This is a genomic window from Massilia jejuensis, assembly GCF_042656795.1.
GTDB lineage: Bacteria > Pseudomonadota > Gammaproteobacteria > Burkholderiales > Burkholderiaceae_D > Telluria > Telluria jejuensis.
The window spans coordinates 1-15,606 of sequence record NZ_JBHSMS010000006.1 but is presented as its reverse complement, the minus strand read 5'-3'; the positions used below and the strand labels follow the sequence as shown (position 1 = coordinate 15,606).

Sequence of the window (15,606 nt, the reverse complement as noted above, 5' to 3'; positions counted from 1 at the left end):
GCGCGGCGCACCGGCACCCGGACTGCTAGGTCAATGGGTAGCCCCGCTGGCCTGAGCGTGCGCGCCGCCGCCGCGCACCGCCACTTCCATCGCCACCCGCAAGCCCTCGACGATCTGCGCCAGCGGCATCGACGGCACTGCCCCGCTCGCCGCCTGCTCCGGCAGATACGGCACGTGTACGACGCCGCCGACCGCCGCCCGCCCTTGCAGGTGATGCAGCAAGCCATAGAAGACGTGATTGCACACGAACGTCCCGGCGCTCTGCGACACCGACGCTTGCAGCCCGCGCGCGCGCATGGCGCCGACGATCGCCTTCACCGGCAGCGTCGCAAAATACGCCGCCGGGCCGTCCTCGGCGATCGGCGCATCGACCGGCTGCTGCCCGCCGTTGTCCACGATCGGCGCATCGTCGACATTGATCGCGACCCGCTCCACCGTCAGGTCGGCGCGCCCGCCGGCCTGGCCGACGCAGAGCACGACGTCCGGCCTGATCTCGTCGACCGCCCCGCACAGCACCCGGTTGGCCTGGCCGAACACGCAGGGCAGCTGCAGGATTTCGACCAGGTAGTCCTCGTCCACCCAGCCCTTGAACGAGCGCACCGCCTCCCAGGCCGGATTGATCGTCGCTCCGTTGAACGGTTCGAAACCCGTCAGCAGCACCGTTTTTTTCATGGCTATCGATTCATCAGGAAGTAGAGGAGGACGATGTTCGCCGCCAGCAAGGGCAGCGCCGTCGGGATTTGCGCCTTGATCACCGCGTTTTTGTCAGGCAACTCCAACAAGGCCGCGGGGACGATATTAAAGTTCGCGGCCATCGGTGTCATCAGGGTACCGCAATACGCGCTGAACATGCCGATGGCAGCCATCACCGCCGGATTGGCATCGTACTGCCCCACCAGCACCGGGACCCCGATGCCGCCGGCGATCACCGGAAAGGCTGCAAAGCCATTGCCCATGATGACAGTAAACAGCGCCATGCCGATGCAATACAGGGCCACCGCGGCGAAGCGCGAATCGACCGCGAACCAGGCGGTGGTCACCTCGGCCACCGCCTTGCCGACGCCGGCCTGCGCGAACAGCAGGCCCAGTACGGCCAGCATGTGCGGCAGCGTCACCGCCCAGCTCATGGCGTCGATCAGGCGCCGCGACTCGCGCAGGCCCTGCACGGGACTGGCGCGCGTCAGCCAGCAAGCCGCGCCCAGGGCCAGCAGGGAGCCCAGGCCGAGGCTGGCCAGCGTCAGGTGGGCCTGGTCGAACAGGGCGAAGCGGCCGATGTGCACGTCTTTCAGGACGGTCGCGCCCAGCACCGTCACGAGCGGCACCACCAGCGCCGGCAGGAACAACCGGTTGCCCAGGCGCGCAGCGCTGGCGCGGCGCGCATCCGCTTCGAGCGTGCCGTGCCTGCCCGGTGTCACCAGGCCGCAGCCGGCCAGCAGCGCCATCGCGATCATCAAGGCACCGGCCAGCGCCGGCGCCATGAAGTCGCCGGCCAGATAGACGGCCGCGTACAGTCCCCAGAACAGGGCCGACGTGAAACGGCGCGGGTGGGCGCGGTCGAAGGCGGTCAAGAGCGCCACGAACGCCAGCAGCAGGCCCACCAGCGCATACAGCAGGTCCAGCGAGAAGATCATCGGCCACCTCCTTCGCGGGCGATCGCGGCATCGAGCCGGCGCAGGTTCCAGGCGTGGATGATGAAAGCGCAGACCGCCGTCGGGATGCCCCACAGGGCCATGTGCAGCGGATCGACCTCGATGCCTTCGGCGCGCAGGATGGTCTGCATCAGGACGATCGCCCCGAAGGCGACGAAAATGTCTTCCCCGAAGAAGAGGCCGACGTTGTCGGTCGCCGCCGTCATCGCGCGGATGCGGTAGCGCAGCGCGTCCGGCAGCGTTCCGTTGCGCGCCTCGGCGGCGCCCTCGGCGAGCGGCGCCACGAGCGGACGCACCATCGACGCCTGCCCGCCCAGGCTGGTGAGGCCGGCGGCGGCCGAGGTCTCGCGCAGGAACAGGTAGACGATCAACAGGCGCCCGGCGGTGGCGGAACGGATCCTGGCGATGCTCGCCATCGCGTGCTCCTTCAAGCCGAAGCGTTCGAGCAGGCCGATCGCCGCCAGCGGCAAGAGCAGCACCAGCGGCAGGTTGCGCGTCTTGAGGAAGGCCGTGCCGAGCGACTCGAGCATTCCCATGACGGGCATCGCGGCGGCGGCGCCGGTGACCCCGCACGCGGCGACGACGACCAGCACGGGGTTCGCGCGCAGCAGGAAGCCGGCGGCGATGACGGCCACGCCCAGCAGCGGCCACAGGTTGACGGCGGTTTGCATGCATTCTCCGGCTTGGTGATTGGCGCGGCAAGTGTAACCGAATGAAGCTTGCGCGAACGAAACATGCCGCGTCGCGCCGCCAGCGCGACCGGCCCAGCGGTTTGTGGCGCCGGCGCAGCGCCCGCCCCGCCACGCGCCCCGCGCACCCGCGCACGCTTGATCGCGCGCATACTCGAGGCTTGATCGGACATTAATCTCGGCTCACAAGCGGCGGGATGCCCCGCCATCGACAAGGAGACACCATGCGCCTGCCCGACTTCCTGGACGCCTTGCGCCGCTTCGCCAGGCGCCTGGGTCCCGTGGTCCTGTGCGCGACGCTGGCCGCCTGCGGCGGCAGCGTGGCAATCGGCCTCGGTTACTCCGACCACGACGGCGGCCACCCGGACAAGCCCGACCGGCACGGGCCGCCCGTCCGCGAATCGGGCGTCTTCCTGATCGCGGGCGGCCTGTGCCCCACCTGCGGCGGCTCGTTCGACGGTTCCGGCTCGAGCGCCCGCTTCGACGCGCCGGAAGGCATCGTCACCGCACCCGACGGCAACCTGTATGTCGCGGAAAAGAACAGCGCGACCATCCGCAGGGTCTCGCCCCAGGGCGTCGCCGTCACCTTCGCCGGCAGCGTCGGGGCGCCCGGCAGCAGCGACGGCGCCGGCACGGGAGCCCGTTTCAATATGCCGACCCGGATCGAGGCCGATGCCGACGGCAACCTGTACGTCACCGATACCGGCAACTCGACGATCCGCAGGATCAGCGCCGCCGGCGCCGTCACCACCCTTGCCGGCGCGGCGGGCGAATGCGGCAGCGCCAATGGCGACGCGCGCAATGCGCGCTTCTGCGCGCCCCAGGGAATCGCGCTCGACCGCCAGGGCAATCTGTACGTGGCCGACACGCTGAACCACACGGTGCGCCGCATCGACCGCGCCAATGTGGTCACCACAATCGCGGGCGTGGCCGGTGCCTGCGGCAGCAGCGACGGGCGCGGGAGCGCGGCGCGCTTTTGCGAACCGCAGGACATCGAGGTCGATTCGGCCGGTTACCTGTACGTGGCCGACACGGCCAATTCGACGATCCGCGAAATCGCGCCGAACGGCGAGGTGCGCACCATCGCCGGCGCGGCCGAGCAATGCGGCAGCGCCGACGGCACGGCCGGCAGCGCGCGCCTGTGCCGCGCGGCCGGGCTGGCGCTCGACGGCGGGGGCAGCCTGTTCGTGGCCGATACCGGCAACGGCACCGTCCGGCGCATCAATGTGGCGAACGCGGTGACGACCGTGATCGGGGTGCCCGGCAGCCAGAACAACGTGCTCGGTCCCCTGCCCGGCGGCTTGAATATGCCGCGCGGCATCGCGGTGCTCGGCATCGATGCGCTTGCCGTGACCTCGCAGAACCTGGTGTTGAAACTGGTGCCGCGCTAAGAACCTATCTCAGCTGCGCTCGCTGCCGAGTCAGGTCCCAGTCGGGTGCACCGGCGTGGCGGCCAGGTCGCCCACGACCGTGTTCCAGCGCCGGACATGGAAGGCGCGCACCAGGCCGTTGGTGACGTAGGGATCGGTGGCCGCGAACAGTTGCGGGGTCTGCGGCGAGTCGCAGTGAAACACCAGCAGGGCGCGGTCGGCGGGTTCGTCGAGCGCACCGGCGAGTACGAGTTCGCCGCGCGCCTGCGCTTCCCAGGCAAGTTTCAGGTGAGCATTGCGAAATTCGGCGCGGCGCTCCAGATAGTCGGGGGCGAGGTCATAGGTGAGCAGGAAATGCACGGGAATTCCTTCTTCGTGGATGGATTGGCAAGCTGACCTGCCCATGGTACGCGATTGACGCCTCGGCGCGCCCTCGGCTTGCAGGAGGCCAGGTTAGCGCGTTCCCAGCATGTGTAGCGAAAAACACACTACCGCGCCGACCATCTTTCATGCTGCAGTGCATTGCGACATGACGCACAGAACAAATTCCAACGCCGAGGTAGACTGTCACCATGAACACATCAAGCAAAAAAATGGCGGCGGGGATGGCGGGTTTCGCCAGCGTGTTGTGGCTGGGGCTCACGGCCGCGGTTGCCGCGAATCAGCGCCGGCTGGTGTTCAATCCGACCATCACGCCTGAAGTCAACAACCCGCGCAGCAGCGGCCATCGCACCCGCCCGATCGTGCTGCGCGCAAAAGACGGCACCCGCCTGTGCGGCTGGCTGATGACGCCGCGCGTTCCCGGTCCGCGTCCGGCCGTGCTGTATTTCGGCGGACGGTCGGAAGAAGTCTCCTGGGTCGTGCGCGACGCCGGCAATCTGTTCCCGAACATGACGGTGCTGGCGCTGAACTACCGCGGTTACGGCAATTCGCACGGCATTCCCGACGAGATTTTGCTCGTCGAAGACGGCTGCACCCTGTTCGACTGGCTCGCCGCCCTCGGCCAGGTCGACGCGCGCCGCATCGCCGTCGTGGGACGCAGCCTCGGCTCGGGCGTGGCGGTGCAGGTGGCGAAAGAGCGCGCCGCCCACTCGGTGGTCCTGATTACGCCCTACGATTCGATCCTAGCCATTGCCAAGCGCAAGTTCCGCGCGATGCCGATCGAATACATGCTGCGCCACCGCTTCGAGTCGATCAAGCACGCGCCTTCACTGAAGGTGCCGACCTATGTGCTGCGCGCCGCCAGCGACGATATCGTGCCGCACTCGCATACCGACCAGCTGTGCGAAAAGCTCGCCAACCTTATCCTCGACGACATCGTGCCCGATTCCGATCACATGAACATCCCCTATCTCGACGCGACGCAAAGCCGCATCGCGGGCTTTCTCACCGGGCGCTTCAGCCAGCCCTTGTCCACGCCCGAGCTCATCCAGACTGTGGCGTGAGCCGACAGGATGCCGGCACTGGCCGGCATTTATATTTCTGTCGAATAAATCGCCAAGTAAAATCGTATTTGCCTGCCATCGCCCGGCTGATGCATATTTGACGGGTTGAGCTGCGCCGGATGTCGCTACCCGGCGCCCCGCGGCGCACGGCGGCCTTTCCCTCCGTTTGCTGTTGCGATGACGCGACAATCGGCGCCCGCAGCACGTTGGGAGGAATCGGGCGATACAAATCGTAACCACATGGAATGTCGGGGACTGACACAATCCGCACGGCACCGCCGCCGCGCCCTTGCCTAATAACAAGGCGCGCCGAGCCTTGCCTCTAGGTTGCCCCTGCCAACGCAGCCGTTGCGCCGGGTACAATATCGAAATTCCAGGAGCCCATTCATGAAATTCAAGCAACTCAGCACGACGATTGCGGCGTTGTTCATCGCCGGCAGCGCGATGGCGCAAGCCCCCGCCGGCGCACCGAAGCTGGGTATCGTCTACGATGCCGGCGGCAAGTTCGACAAGTCGTTCAACCAGTCCGCTTTCGAAGGCGCCGAGCGCTTCAAGAAAGAGACGAACATCCCGTATATCGAAGTCCAGGCCAACAGCGATACCCAGGCCGAGCAGGTCATGCGCGGCCTGGCGCGCAAGAAGCTCGACCTGATCGCCGCGGTCGGCTTTTCGCAAACCCAGGCCGTGGCCAAGGTCGCCAAGGAATTCCCGAAGGTGAAATTCGTCCTGATCGACTCGATCGCGCCGGGCGCGAACGTGAACTCGATCATGTTCAAGGAACAGGAAGGCTCCTACCTGGTCGGCGTTGCCGCCGCCATGGCCTCAAAGTCCAAGAAAATCGGTTTTGTCGGCGGCATGGACATTCCGCTGATCCGCGCTTTCGCCTGCGGCTACAGCCAGGGCGCGAAAGCCCAGTTGCCGAAGATCGACATCATGTCGAACATGGTAGGCACCACCAGCGCGGCATGGAACGACCCGGCCAAGGGCGGCGAGCTGGCACGCCAGCAGTTCGACCGCGGCGCCGACGTCGTGTTCGCCGTCGCCGGCGGTTCGGGCATGGGCGCGCTGCAGATGGCCAAGGAAAAAGGCAAGCTGGCGATCGGGGTCGATTCGAACCAGAACTACTTGTACCCGGGTTCGATGCTGACCTCGATGGTCAAGCGCGTCGACCTGGCCGTGTACGACTCGTTCATGCAAGTGAAGAACAACACCTGGAAGGCCGGCACCACGTATAAAGGCTTGAAGGAAGGCGGCGTCGACTGGGTGCTGGACAAGGACAACCGCAAGGTCGTCTCGCCCGAGATCGAAAAGCGCGTCAATGGCGTGAAGGCCGACATCATCAACGGCAAGATCAAGGTCATCGACTACCGCGCCGGCGGCAGCTGCCCGGTTTAAGCTACAGCGTCTCACTACAAGAGCGCGCCGCACCGGATGTTCCGGTCCGGCGCGCTTTTAAATGAATGCAATCTCTTTTTCATTACTCATCGCTATGCAGCCAGCCGTAGAATTTCGCAACATCAGCAAGGCCTTCGGGCCGGTGCAAGCGAACGCCGACGTCAGCTTCACGGTCGCCAAGGGGTCCATCCATGGCGTCATCGGGGAGAACGGCGCCGGCAAGTCCACCCTGATGAGCATCCTGTACGGCTACTACCATGCCGACAGTGGCCAGCTCCTGATCGACGGCCAGGCACGCTCGATCCGCAACAGCCAGGAAGCCATCGCTCTGGGCATCGGCATGGTGCACCAGCACTTCATGCTGGTCGAGAACATGACCGTGCTCGACAACGTGATGCTGGGCGCCGAGGGCGGCTTCAAGCTGGCCGCCAGGCGTCCCGCAGTCGAAGCGAAGCTGCGCGCGATCTGCAGCCGCTACCGTCTCGACGTCGACCCGCTCGCCACCGTCGCCGACCTGTCGGTGGGCGCCCAGCAGCGCGTCGAGATCCTCAAGCAAATCTACCGCAGCGCCGACATCCTCATCCTGGACGAGCCGACCGCCGTGCTGACCGCCCAGGAGACGGCCTCGCTGTTCGACATCCTGCGCCTGTTCAAGGAGCAGGGCAAGACCATCATCCTGATCACCCACAAGCTGCAGGAGATCATGGACATCACCGACCAGGTGACGGTGCTGCGCGCCGGCCGTGTGTCGGGCGCCGTCGCCACCGGCGCCACCTCGAAAGAGCAGCTTGCCAACATGATGGTCGGCCGCCCGATCGAAGGCAACCTGCCGCGCGAACCCTTCGCTCCCGGCGCGCCGGTGTTGAAGGTATCGCATCTGCAGTTGAAGGACGCCAATGGCGTCCAGCTGCTGGCCGACATCGACCTGAGCGTGCGTGCCGGCGAGATCGTCGCCATCGCCGGCGTCTCGGGCAACGGCCAGAGCGAACTGATGGAAATCCTGGCGGGCATGCGCCTGCCGAGCTCCGGCCAGGTCGAGCTGGCAGGCAAACCCCTGCCCTTCGGGCGCCGCGCGAATGCCGACGGCCTGCCGGCCACCTTCCGCAAGCTCGGCATCGGCCACGTGCCGGAAGACCGCCTGCGCGACGGCGTCATCAAGGATTTCTCGGTGATGCAAAACACCGTGTTCGGCTACCAGGACCGCGTGAAGAACCGCTGGGGCCTGCTCGACTTCGACGCCATCGCCAGGCGCTGCGCCCACCTGCTGCAAGCCTTCGACGTGCGTCCGAATAATCCCCACCTGCGCATCGGCCTGCTCTCGGGCGGCAACCAGCAAAAGGTCGTGATCGCGCGCGAAGTGTCGGCGCAGCCGACACTGATGCTGGTCGGCCAGCCGACGCGCGGCGTCGACATCGGCACCATCGAATCGATCCACACCCAGTTGCTGCGCCTGCGCGACGAAGGCGTGGCGATCCTCCTGGTGTCGGTGGAGCTGGAAGAAGTGCGGGCGCTGGCCGACCGCATCGTCGTCATGTCGGGCGGGCGCATCACCGGCGAACTGGAGATCGACGCATTCGACACTACCCGCATCGGCCTGTTGATGGGCGGGATGCACAAGTCATGAAACAGATGAAAACCACCGAACTGCCACGCTGGGCCACCGGCTTCGTCCTGCCGCTGTTGAACTTGCTGTCGGCGCTGCTGGTCGCCGCGCTCGTCATCCACCTGCTGGGCGAAAGCCCGGCCGAATCGATGAAGATCCTGGTCGACTCGGCCGTCATCAACCCGGAAGGCCTGGCCTATACGCTGTTCTATGCCAGTACCTTCATCTTCACGGGCCTGGCGGTATCGATCGCCATGAAGGCGGGCCTGTTCAACATCGGCGCCGAAGGCCAGATGTATTTCGGCGGCCTCGGCCTGACGCTGGCCGTGCTCGCGTTCGACGCCACGCTCCCGCCCTGGCTCCTGATCCCGCTGGCCATGCTGGGCAGCGCGCTCTTCGGCGCCCTGTGGGCTTTCCTGCCGGGCTACCTGCAGGCGAAACGCGGCAGCCACGTGGTGGTCACGACCATCATGTTCAACTTTATCGCCGCCAGCCTGATGAATTTCATCATCGTGAAATACCTCATTCCCGAGGGCGAGCAGAACCCGGCCAGCCGCGTGTTCGCGGACTCCGCCGCCCTGCCGACCCTGAACGCCTGGTTCCCCCTCTTCGGCGACACGCCCCTGAACATCGGCTTGCCCGTGGCGATCGTGGCGCTGGTGATCTACGGCGTGGTGGTCTCGCGCTCGAGCTGGGGCTATCAATTGCAGGCCACCGGCCTGAACCAGCACGCGGCCCATTACGCGGGCGTGCGCATCAGCCGCATGATCATCGTGGCGATGCTGATCTCGGGCGCCCTCGCCGGCCTGGCCGCGGTGAACTCGGTGATGGGCTCGACCCACTACCTGAGCCTGAACTTCCCGGCCGGCGCCGGTTTCGTCGGCATCGCCATCGCGCTGATGGGACGCCAGCATCCGGTCGGCATCTTCCTGTCCTCGGTGCTGTTCGGCGCGCTGATCCAGGGCGGCTTCGACCTGTCGCTGGAAAAACCGAACATCCCGGTCGAGACCTTCGTCTTCATCCAGGGATTGATCATCCTGTTCTGCGGCGCGATGGAAAACTTCTATGCCCCGGCAGTCCTGAAACTGATCAACGCAACGCGCAAGGGTTAAGCCATGGAAGACTTCCATATCGCCAGCATCGTCGTCTCGACGATCCGCAACGCGCCGGTGCTGATGTTCGCAGCGCTGGCCGGCCTCTTCGCCGAACGCAGCGGCGTGGTCGACATCGGCCTCGAGGGCAAGATCCTCGCCTCGGCCTTCGTGTCGGCCGCCGTCGGCTACACGACGCAAAACCCGTGGGCAGGCATTGCCGCCGGCATCGCCGTTTCCGTCGCGCTCGCGATGGTGCAGGCGTTCGTGTCGATCACCCAAAAAGGAAACCAGCTGGTGGCCGGCATCGCCATCAACATCGCCATGAGCGGCCTGACCTTCGTCGTCGCCCAGTACATCTTCCAGCAGGGCGGCCGCACGCCGGACCTGGGCGCGGCGCGCCTGTCGGACGTCGTCTTGCCGGGCACCGTGCTTCTCGCCGATATTCCCTTCCTCGGCTGGTTCTACGGCAGTGTGCTGGGCGGTCATTCGCCGCTGGTCTACCTCGCCTTCGCCCTGCTGCCGCTCGTGCACTGGGTGGTCTACCACAGCCGTTTCGGTTTGCGCCTGCGCGCCTGCGGAGAAAATCCGCACGCGGCCGATGCCGCCGGCGTCTCGGTCGACAAGACGCGCTACCTGGCGATGCTGGTCGCCGGCGTGCTGTGCTCGTTCTCGGGCGCCTACCTGGCGATCGTCCAGAGCGGCTTCTTCTTGCGCGACATGTCGGCCGGCGCCGGCTACCTCGCGTTGACGGCCCTCGTGTTCGGCAACTGGCGTCCGCTGCAGACCGTGCTCGGCTGCCTGATGTTCGGCTTCTTCTCGGCCGTGCAGATCCAGATCGAAGGCGTCGACCTGCCGCTGGTGGGCCGCATTCCGGGCTCGCTGATCCAGATGATTCCGTATGTCGTCACCGTGATCGTGCTCGCGGGCCTGATGGCCAAGTCGGTGGCGCCGAAGGCGGTAGGCAAGCCGTTCGTGAAATCGCGCTGACCGGCAGGGTGCAAAGGCGTAGGCGGCAGGCGGTACCGGTGCATCCCGGGTTGGCGCCCGCGCCCTGCCTGCGTCCTGGCGGAGCGCGACGTCTAGTCGCGCGGCAGCGCCTGCGCGCCGGCATCGCGCTCTTGCGGCGGAGGCTTTTTGCCGCTGCGCGCTGCGTGCCAGGCCGGCAGTACGCGGAAGGTCAGCGCCAGGTCGTAGTCGCCGGCGATGCTGCCGGCGTCCATCGGCACGTCGCCGGCGCGGTTCTGGAACCAGCGCAGCCAGGCCGCCGCGCCGGGCGCGGGCGAATTCAGGTAGGGCGCGCCGGCGTTCGCGGCCGCGTCCGGCGCGGGCGGCACCAGCGGCATCATGAACGAGGCCATGCCCTTGGCCGGATTGGCCGGGTTCCACTGCGAGGCGCCGTGGCAGCTGAGGCAGGACGAATTGGGCGCGCGCCGCACCAGGCTGCGGCGCCCTGCCGCCACGACCGAGAGATCGTTCACGCCAAGGTCGTTCGGTCCCGACAGGCGCCCTCCCCAGCCGAGGGTCTCGAGCGCGTACGGCGGCGCGTTGCGGTTGATCCACGATTCGAACAAGGGCGCGCCCGGATTGGCGGCGCTGTCGACACGCGGATCGTTGCCCCATTGCGCGCCCAGCGGCACCATCTGGTCCCACACGCCGTCGCTGCCGGGCCGCGCCGCGCGGTCGTAGACCAGGGTCGTGAACACCCAGCCGGTCTGCGGCGCCGATTGCCTGTCCTTGACCACGATATCGAGCTGCATCAGGTAGGCCTTGCCCAGCGTCGGACGGTCGTAGTGGCCGGTGGTGGCGTTGGCCGTCATCATCATGGGCCAGCTCGGCGCGCCGCGCATTGCCGGCCAGTCGTGCGGCCCGGCCGTCGTGAAGGCGAGTTTCACCGTGATCGAGCCGTCCGCATATTGCGTGGCGCCGCCGCCCAGCCGGGGCACATGCGGATCGCGCCAGATGGCGCCGATCGTCTGCGCCGCCGTGCGGTTGTAATAGGTGATGACATAGGTCGTGAACGGTTTCGTCAGCCCGCTCTTCTTGAACAGGCCGTCGTCGACGCGTTCGTGGCCGAGCAGCATGCCGTGGATCGCCTCGCGCTGCGGTCCCAGCCAGGGGTCGTTGAACCAGCCGCGCCGGCCGGGGTCCCAGCCGCCGTCGCCGGCCAGCAAGGCCAGCATGTCCTGTGCAACATGGTCTTTCAGCGCCTGGACATAAACGGGGGCGTTCGCGACCGTGATCGGTGCATTGCCAATCGCCGCGCGCCAGGGCATGGCGGGTGCCGGCAGTCCGGAGGGATAGGCGTGGCTGAGCTTGAAAAGCGGCCCGGCATAGTCCGAACGGGGCGGCGTGTGGCCGTTATGGTCGAGGTAGGGGTCGGCAGCGGCGCTTGCCGCCGGCAGCGCCAGCAGCACGCCGACCACGCAAAGGCAATAGCAGAGATACAGGGTGCGAATGCGCATGTTCGTTCCTTGGCAGGAAGTGAAAACAGTACATTCTTCCCTGCTGCAATCCTTCGGGATTGCGGATGAACAAGGTCTTGCGAAAAGCTAGCGCCGAGTCCTTTACGCCACCAGCTTCTCCTCCCCGCCGGAACAGGTTCTCAGTCGCTGGCGAGCCTGGTGGAACGCTTGAGGGTCCAGATGAGCCCCACGCCCGCCGACAGGCCATTGTCGCGCAGGTGCAGCGGGCTGTTACGGTTGGCGCCGACGCCATAGTTCTCGGCGCGCAGGAAACCGTAGACGCGCACGTCCGGATTGATCACGCGGGCGGCGAAGACGCCGGCACGCACCAGGATCAGGCCGGCGTCTGCGCTATAAGCGGCGCGGGTGGCGGTCGCGAATTCGGGACGCACCTCATAGAAGTAGCGGTTGATCTTGCCGTCGCCGACAACGGCGGCGACCTGGGTGTCGAAGGCCCACTTGCCGTCGGCGCTGCGTCGTTCGTAGACCAGGCGCGGCTCGAAGATCGTGCCCTGGTGGCGCACGCCGCCGCGCACTTCCATCACCGCGCGCAGCGGCAGGTCGGCGCGCAAGCCGCTATAGGCGTCGAAGCGCGCCAGGCGCAGCTTCAGGCGCGGGCCGAATTCGGCCAGCGTGCCCAGGTCCGGCATGCCGGTTCGCGCGGCGACGTCGTCCGACTCCGCCGGCAGCGAGGCGGCCAGGCCGATGTCGAATTCGGCTGTATCGCTCTTGAACACGCGCGCGCCGATGCCGCCCTGGTCGGAACGAAACACCTTGCCGCGGTAAATCAACACGGGCAGTGCCAAGGCGCGCGTTTCGCGGTCGCTCGCTCCCGGATACGAAGGGGTGCCGACGGCGCCGGCGGCCACGCCCAGCTCCCACAGCGGTTGTGCAGGCGACCCGGCGAGCGCGGTGGACGACTGGGCGTGGGCGGCGGTCGCGGCCAGGCAGGCCAGGCCGACGCTGGCAAGGAGGTGACGGTTCATGCGGTGTCCGAAAAAAGGCGGCGCGGCGCGCCGGAACCGCTATTTTAAGTACTCGCCCGGAAATGCGTGTTTTCATGGCTCGCGGAACCGTGAAGCCATTCAAAAGTCCGCTCAACGACCCACCGCCATCTGTCTAAAGATCGGTCGAGAGCGATATATCGAACGTGCCAGATGCATCGTGCACACACAGCCTCTGCCAAAGGTGTGCCTGCGAAGGACGTCGCGGCGACGGGCCGAAGACAGGATGGGACGCATTCTTTCCAACCGCGTTGGCGCCGCATTCATCCCCGTGCGCGTTTCTGCAAGCTCGCCGTTCCGGCACCGATCATGTCCACCGCGCGCCGTCTCGCCGAGACCGCAACCTGGATGGAGCTGCGCCGCGCCGAAATTGGCAAGCAGGGGTATGTCGGGAGCATGCCGGCGCGACCCAGCGCCACGCCCCGCAAATTCCCGGTTCTCCAGTGCAACCCGCTGCGATCCCACGGCCAGCGCCAGCCAGGTTTTGGCAGGCGATCGCGAAGTTTTCGTTGGTCGCCGTCGCAACCCACGTTCCCGCTGCGGACAATGTCGCGGTGTTCATTCTTGCGATCAGCTGCCAATGACGTCTCCCGCTGGTGCAAGCACATCTATGTTAACATTCGTCCGTACGAATCAAACGTTTCATTTTCAATCCTGTGCCTATCATGAGGTGCTCTGGCGCGGAGAAGACCTGAGGGATCTGCTGCCGGAACTGGGCTGCCTACTGGTCGTGGCCATCATGGGTACGACGCTGGCGGTGCTGGTGTCCAGCTTGAGGCTCGGTCCTAGGGATATCCAACATGGCGACATCGACGATCGATAGACGGGTCAGCAGTGCTACTACAGCGGTCGGGCTGGTGCTTGCGGGCCTGGTTGTAGGCACATGGCTGGCCGTCCATATCGGCGCGATCTTCCTGGTCGACTGGACGGCGACATGGCTTTGGCTCGCGGCACCTGTTGTCGTTGCCCTTCAGTGCTGGCTGAGCGTTGGCCTGTTCATTGTCGCCCATGACGCGATGCACGGCTCACTGGCGCCGCAACGTCCGTGGCTGAACCGCGCCATCGGCTGCTTCTGCGTCTTTATCTATGCCGGCTTTTCGTACGACAAGCTCTACGAAAACCATCACGCCCACCATCGCAATGCCGGCACGGCCGATGATCCCGATTTCGATATCGATCATTCCAGGAGCTTCTGGCCGTGGTACTTCAAATTCTTCCGCCACTACTTTGGCTGGCGTGAATTCGGGATGCTCACCGTCGCCGTGGTCATGTACTTGCTCATCCTGCGTGAGCGCTTCCCGACCATGTTAGTGTTCTGGGCTTTGCCAGCGCTGCTGTCATCTGTGCAGCTATTTTATTTCGGCACCTATCGTCCGCACCGCGTCGATGACATACCGTTCGGCGACCGGCACCGCGCCCGCAGCAACGACCTTTCGCATTTCGCATCCCTGCTGACCTGCTTTCATTTCGGCTACCATTATGAGCACCACGACGCACCATCGGTGCCGTGGTGGAAACTGCCGGCGCAGCGCCGGTCGACAATCAACCGGGAATATCCTGAGGTCGGGAATGGATAGCCTGTTGTATTACCTTATCCCCATGATGCTCGTGGTGGGGGCCGTAGCTTTCATGGAATGGTTTGCGGCCTGGTCGCATGAGCACATCATGCATGGCTGGGGCTGGGGCTGGCATCAGTCCCACCACGAACCGCATGATGCAGCGCTGGAGAAAAACGATCTCTATGCCGTTGTTTTCGCCGCGTTCGCAATTGCACTGTACTTCGGAGCAGCCTGGTTGTGGCCATTGTGGTGGATCGCCATTGGCATAACGATCTACGGCGTGTTGTATTTCTTCATGCACGACGGTCTGGTGCATCAGCGTTGGCCATTCAAGTATGTGCCGCGCAAAGGCTACCTCAAACGCGTCTACCAGGCCCACCGGTTGCATCACGCAGTAAAGGGTCGTGATGGCTGTGTGTCATTCGGATTCGTCTATGCCGAGTCTGCCGCCAAGCTGCGCAAGAAGCTGCAGGACGACAGGCGGGGTCTTCCCACCAGCGCCCGAGAGGACCGGGACCAGCGTCCATCCGGGCACTGATCAGGGGCGCTGCCACAGGTCTTTGCGCGGTGTTTCACGCATGATGATGCGTGTTGCTGCCACGTCCCCCAGGGCAAGGCCGAGCAGAGCAGGCTTTGGATCCCAGTGGTCGAGACGCCCTGGTCCCAGACCGCCGGACCACCCGCTCGGAGCTAGCTGCCAATGGCGCGGTGAATGCGCCGTGCCGCTGCTATCGCCAGGCGGATCGCGCCGGCAGTGCCGCCAGAGCGTTATAAGCAGACGCACAGTAGCGCTCGGCCAGGTCGGGGAGTTCAAGCGCTGCGGCCTACAGTGCAGGCCGCAGCGACGGGTCATCGACGCCGATCTGCTTGACACCATGCCGAAGCAGACATCCGCCGGTACATAGACGCGGCTCCCCCCCGTGCCAATATAACTTGAAACACCTACCTGATCTGCTTTGGCATTGTGCGACATCCTTCACGCGAAGACTCACAAGATCGCAGCCACGGAGCTTACTGTCGATTGCCAACTTGAATAGCGCCAGATCTTTCAAATGCTCGGCTAACTGTAACCTTATTCTGATCGCCCAAATCACTTCGTCTTGTAGCCAGCCGTTACCTCTTTCTTATGCGCTGCGAAGGCGGCGAGAACTTCTCTCTTCTCACGCGCAGGTACTTTGGCGAAGTCAAGGCTGCGCCCCAGCTCGGCCGCCACCTCGTCGAATTCTTCTGGTGAGATCTTGAGGTCAAGATGCGCCTTCTCCAGACCCAAATGAATCGCCACGAGTTTACTAGACACTCGCGAGCCGCTGGAAATACTGCTTTTCATATTCGACCG

Annotated in this window: 15 protein-coding genes and 1 pseudogene; 8 read left to right on the top strand and 8 right to left on the bottom strand. The window is 65.5% G+C overall.

The annotated features are described in order from the left end of the window. Window positions 1-30 precede the first annotated feature (30 nt). From pcp to ACFPOU_RS01495, 3 genes are read right to left on the bottom strand one after another with little or no spacing between them, the layout of a single operon-like run. Window positions 31-672, bottom strand: a complete 642-nt coding sequence (pcp, locus tag ACFPOU_RS01505) for a pyroglutamyl-peptidase I (RefSeq protein WP_379716123.1) — start codon at window positions 670-672, stop codon at window positions 31-33. 2 nt (window positions 673-674) lie between these two features. Beyond that, window positions 675-1,631, bottom strand: coding sequence for a DUF979 domain-containing protein (locus ACFPOU_RS01500; protein ID WP_379716120.1), 957 nt, complete (start codon window positions 1,629-1,631; stop codon window positions 675-677). Continuing rightward, window positions 1,628-2,320 carry a DUF969 domain-containing protein gene (locus tag ACFPOU_RS01495; protein WP_379716117.1) on the bottom strand — a complete coding sequence of 231 codons (693 nt, stop codon included), beginning with the start codon at window positions 2,318-2,320 and terminating at the stop codon, window positions 1,628-1,630. The genes ACFPOU_RS01500 and ACFPOU_RS01495 overlap by 4 nt, the downstream gene beginning before the upstream one ends. A 242-nt stretch (window positions 2,321-2,562) precedes the next feature. On the opposite strand from ACFPOU_RS01495, the gene ACFPOU_RS01490 reads away from it, so the two are divergent. Beyond that, window positions 2,563-3,729 (top strand): NHL domain-containing protein, encoded by a 1,167-nt coding sequence (locus tag ACFPOU_RS01490; protein WP_379716114.1) that lies wholly within the window; start codon window positions 2,563-2,565, stop codon window positions 3,727-3,729. 30 nt (window positions 3,730-3,759) lie between these two features. On the opposite strand, the gene ACFPOU_RS01485 is transcribed toward ACFPOU_RS01490, so the two are convergent. Beyond that, window positions 3,760-4,068: a YciI-like protein gene (locus ACFPOU_RS01485; RefSeq protein WP_379716111.1), complete on the bottom strand. Its 309-nt coding sequence runs from the start codon at window positions 4,066-4,068 to the stop codon at window positions 3,760-3,762. Window positions 4,069-4,280: 212 nt separating this feature from the next. Between ACFPOU_RS01485 and ACFPOU_RS01480 the strand changes: the two genes are divergently transcribed. From ACFPOU_RS01480 to ACFPOU_RS01460, 5 genes are all read left to right on the top strand, one after another. Then, window positions 4,281-5,153, top strand: coding sequence for an alpha/beta hydrolase (locus ACFPOU_RS01480; RefSeq protein ID WP_379716108.1), 873 nt, complete (start codon window positions 4,281-4,283; stop codon window positions 5,151-5,153). Window positions 5,154-5,540: 387 nt separating this feature from the next. Next, window positions 5,541-6,548, top strand: a complete 1,008-nt coding sequence (locus tag ACFPOU_RS01475) for a BMP family lipoprotein (RefSeq protein ID WP_379716105.1) — start codon at window positions 5,541-5,543, stop codon at window positions 6,546-6,548. Window positions 6,549-6,642: 94 nt separating this feature from the next. Further along, the gene (locus ACFPOU_RS01470; protein WP_379716102.1) at window positions 6,643-8,172 is read left to right on the top strand and encodes an ABC transporter ATP-binding protein; all 1,530 of its coding nucleotides are present in this window, start codon (window positions 6,643-6,645) and stop codon (window positions 8,170-8,172) included. Window positions 8,173-8,177: 5 nt separating this feature from the next. Further along, the gene (locus ACFPOU_RS01465; protein WP_379716612.1) at window positions 8,178-9,263 is read left to right on the top strand and encodes an ABC transporter permease; all 1,086 of its coding nucleotides are present in this window, start codon (window positions 8,178-8,180) and stop codon (window positions 9,261-9,263) included. A 3-nt stretch (window positions 9,264-9,266) separates the two neighbouring features. Beyond that, a complete protein-coding gene (locus ACFPOU_RS01460) occupies window positions 9,267-10,232 on the top strand; it encodes an ABC transporter permease (protein WP_379716098.1) in 966 nt (321 codons plus the stop codon). A gap of 92 nt (window positions 10,233-10,324) precedes the next feature. Here the strand turns inward: ACFPOU_RS01460 and ACFPOU_RS01455 are convergent, their stop codons facing one another. Together ACFPOU_RS01455 and ACFPOU_RS01450 are read right to left on the bottom strand one after the other, a co-directional pair. Then, window positions 10,325-11,707, bottom strand: a complete 1,383-nt coding sequence (locus tag ACFPOU_RS01455) for a hypothetical protein (protein WP_379716095.1) — start codon at window positions 11,705-11,707, stop codon at window positions 10,325-10,327. 140 nt (window positions 11,708-11,847) lie between these two features. Next, window positions 11,848-12,693, bottom strand: coding sequence for a MipA/OmpV family protein (locus tag ACFPOU_RS01450; protein WP_379716092.1), 846 nt, complete (start codon window positions 12,691-12,693; stop codon window positions 11,848-11,850). Window positions 12,694-13,511: 818 nt separating this feature from the next. Between ACFPOU_RS01450 and ACFPOU_RS01445 the strand changes: the two genes are divergently transcribed. Then, a complete protein-coding gene (locus ACFPOU_RS01445) occupies window positions 13,512-14,288 on the top strand; it encodes a fatty acid desaturase (protein ID WP_379716089.1) in 777 nt (258 codons plus the stop codon). Then, window positions 14,281-14,808, top strand: coding sequence for a sterol desaturase family protein (locus ACFPOU_RS01440; protein ID WP_379716085.1), 528 nt, complete (start codon window positions 14,281-14,283; stop codon window positions 14,806-14,808). The genes ACFPOU_RS01445 and ACFPOU_RS01440 overlap by 8 nt, the downstream gene beginning before the upstream one ends. A gap of 430 nt (window positions 14,809-15,238) precedes the next feature. Here the strand turns inward: ACFPOU_RS01440 and ACFPOU_RS01435 are convergent. Then, window positions 15,239-15,361: pseudogene (locus tag ACFPOU_RS01435) on the bottom strand (tyrosine-type recombinase/integrase); the annotation flags it as partial. Then, the coding region (locus tag ACFPOU_RS01430; protein ID WP_379716082.1) for a globin family protein at window positions 15,361-15,606 on the bottom strand (246 nt) is incomplete at its 5' end. The gene ACFPOU_RS01430 and the pseudogene ACFPOU_RS01435, both read right to left, overlap by 1 nt.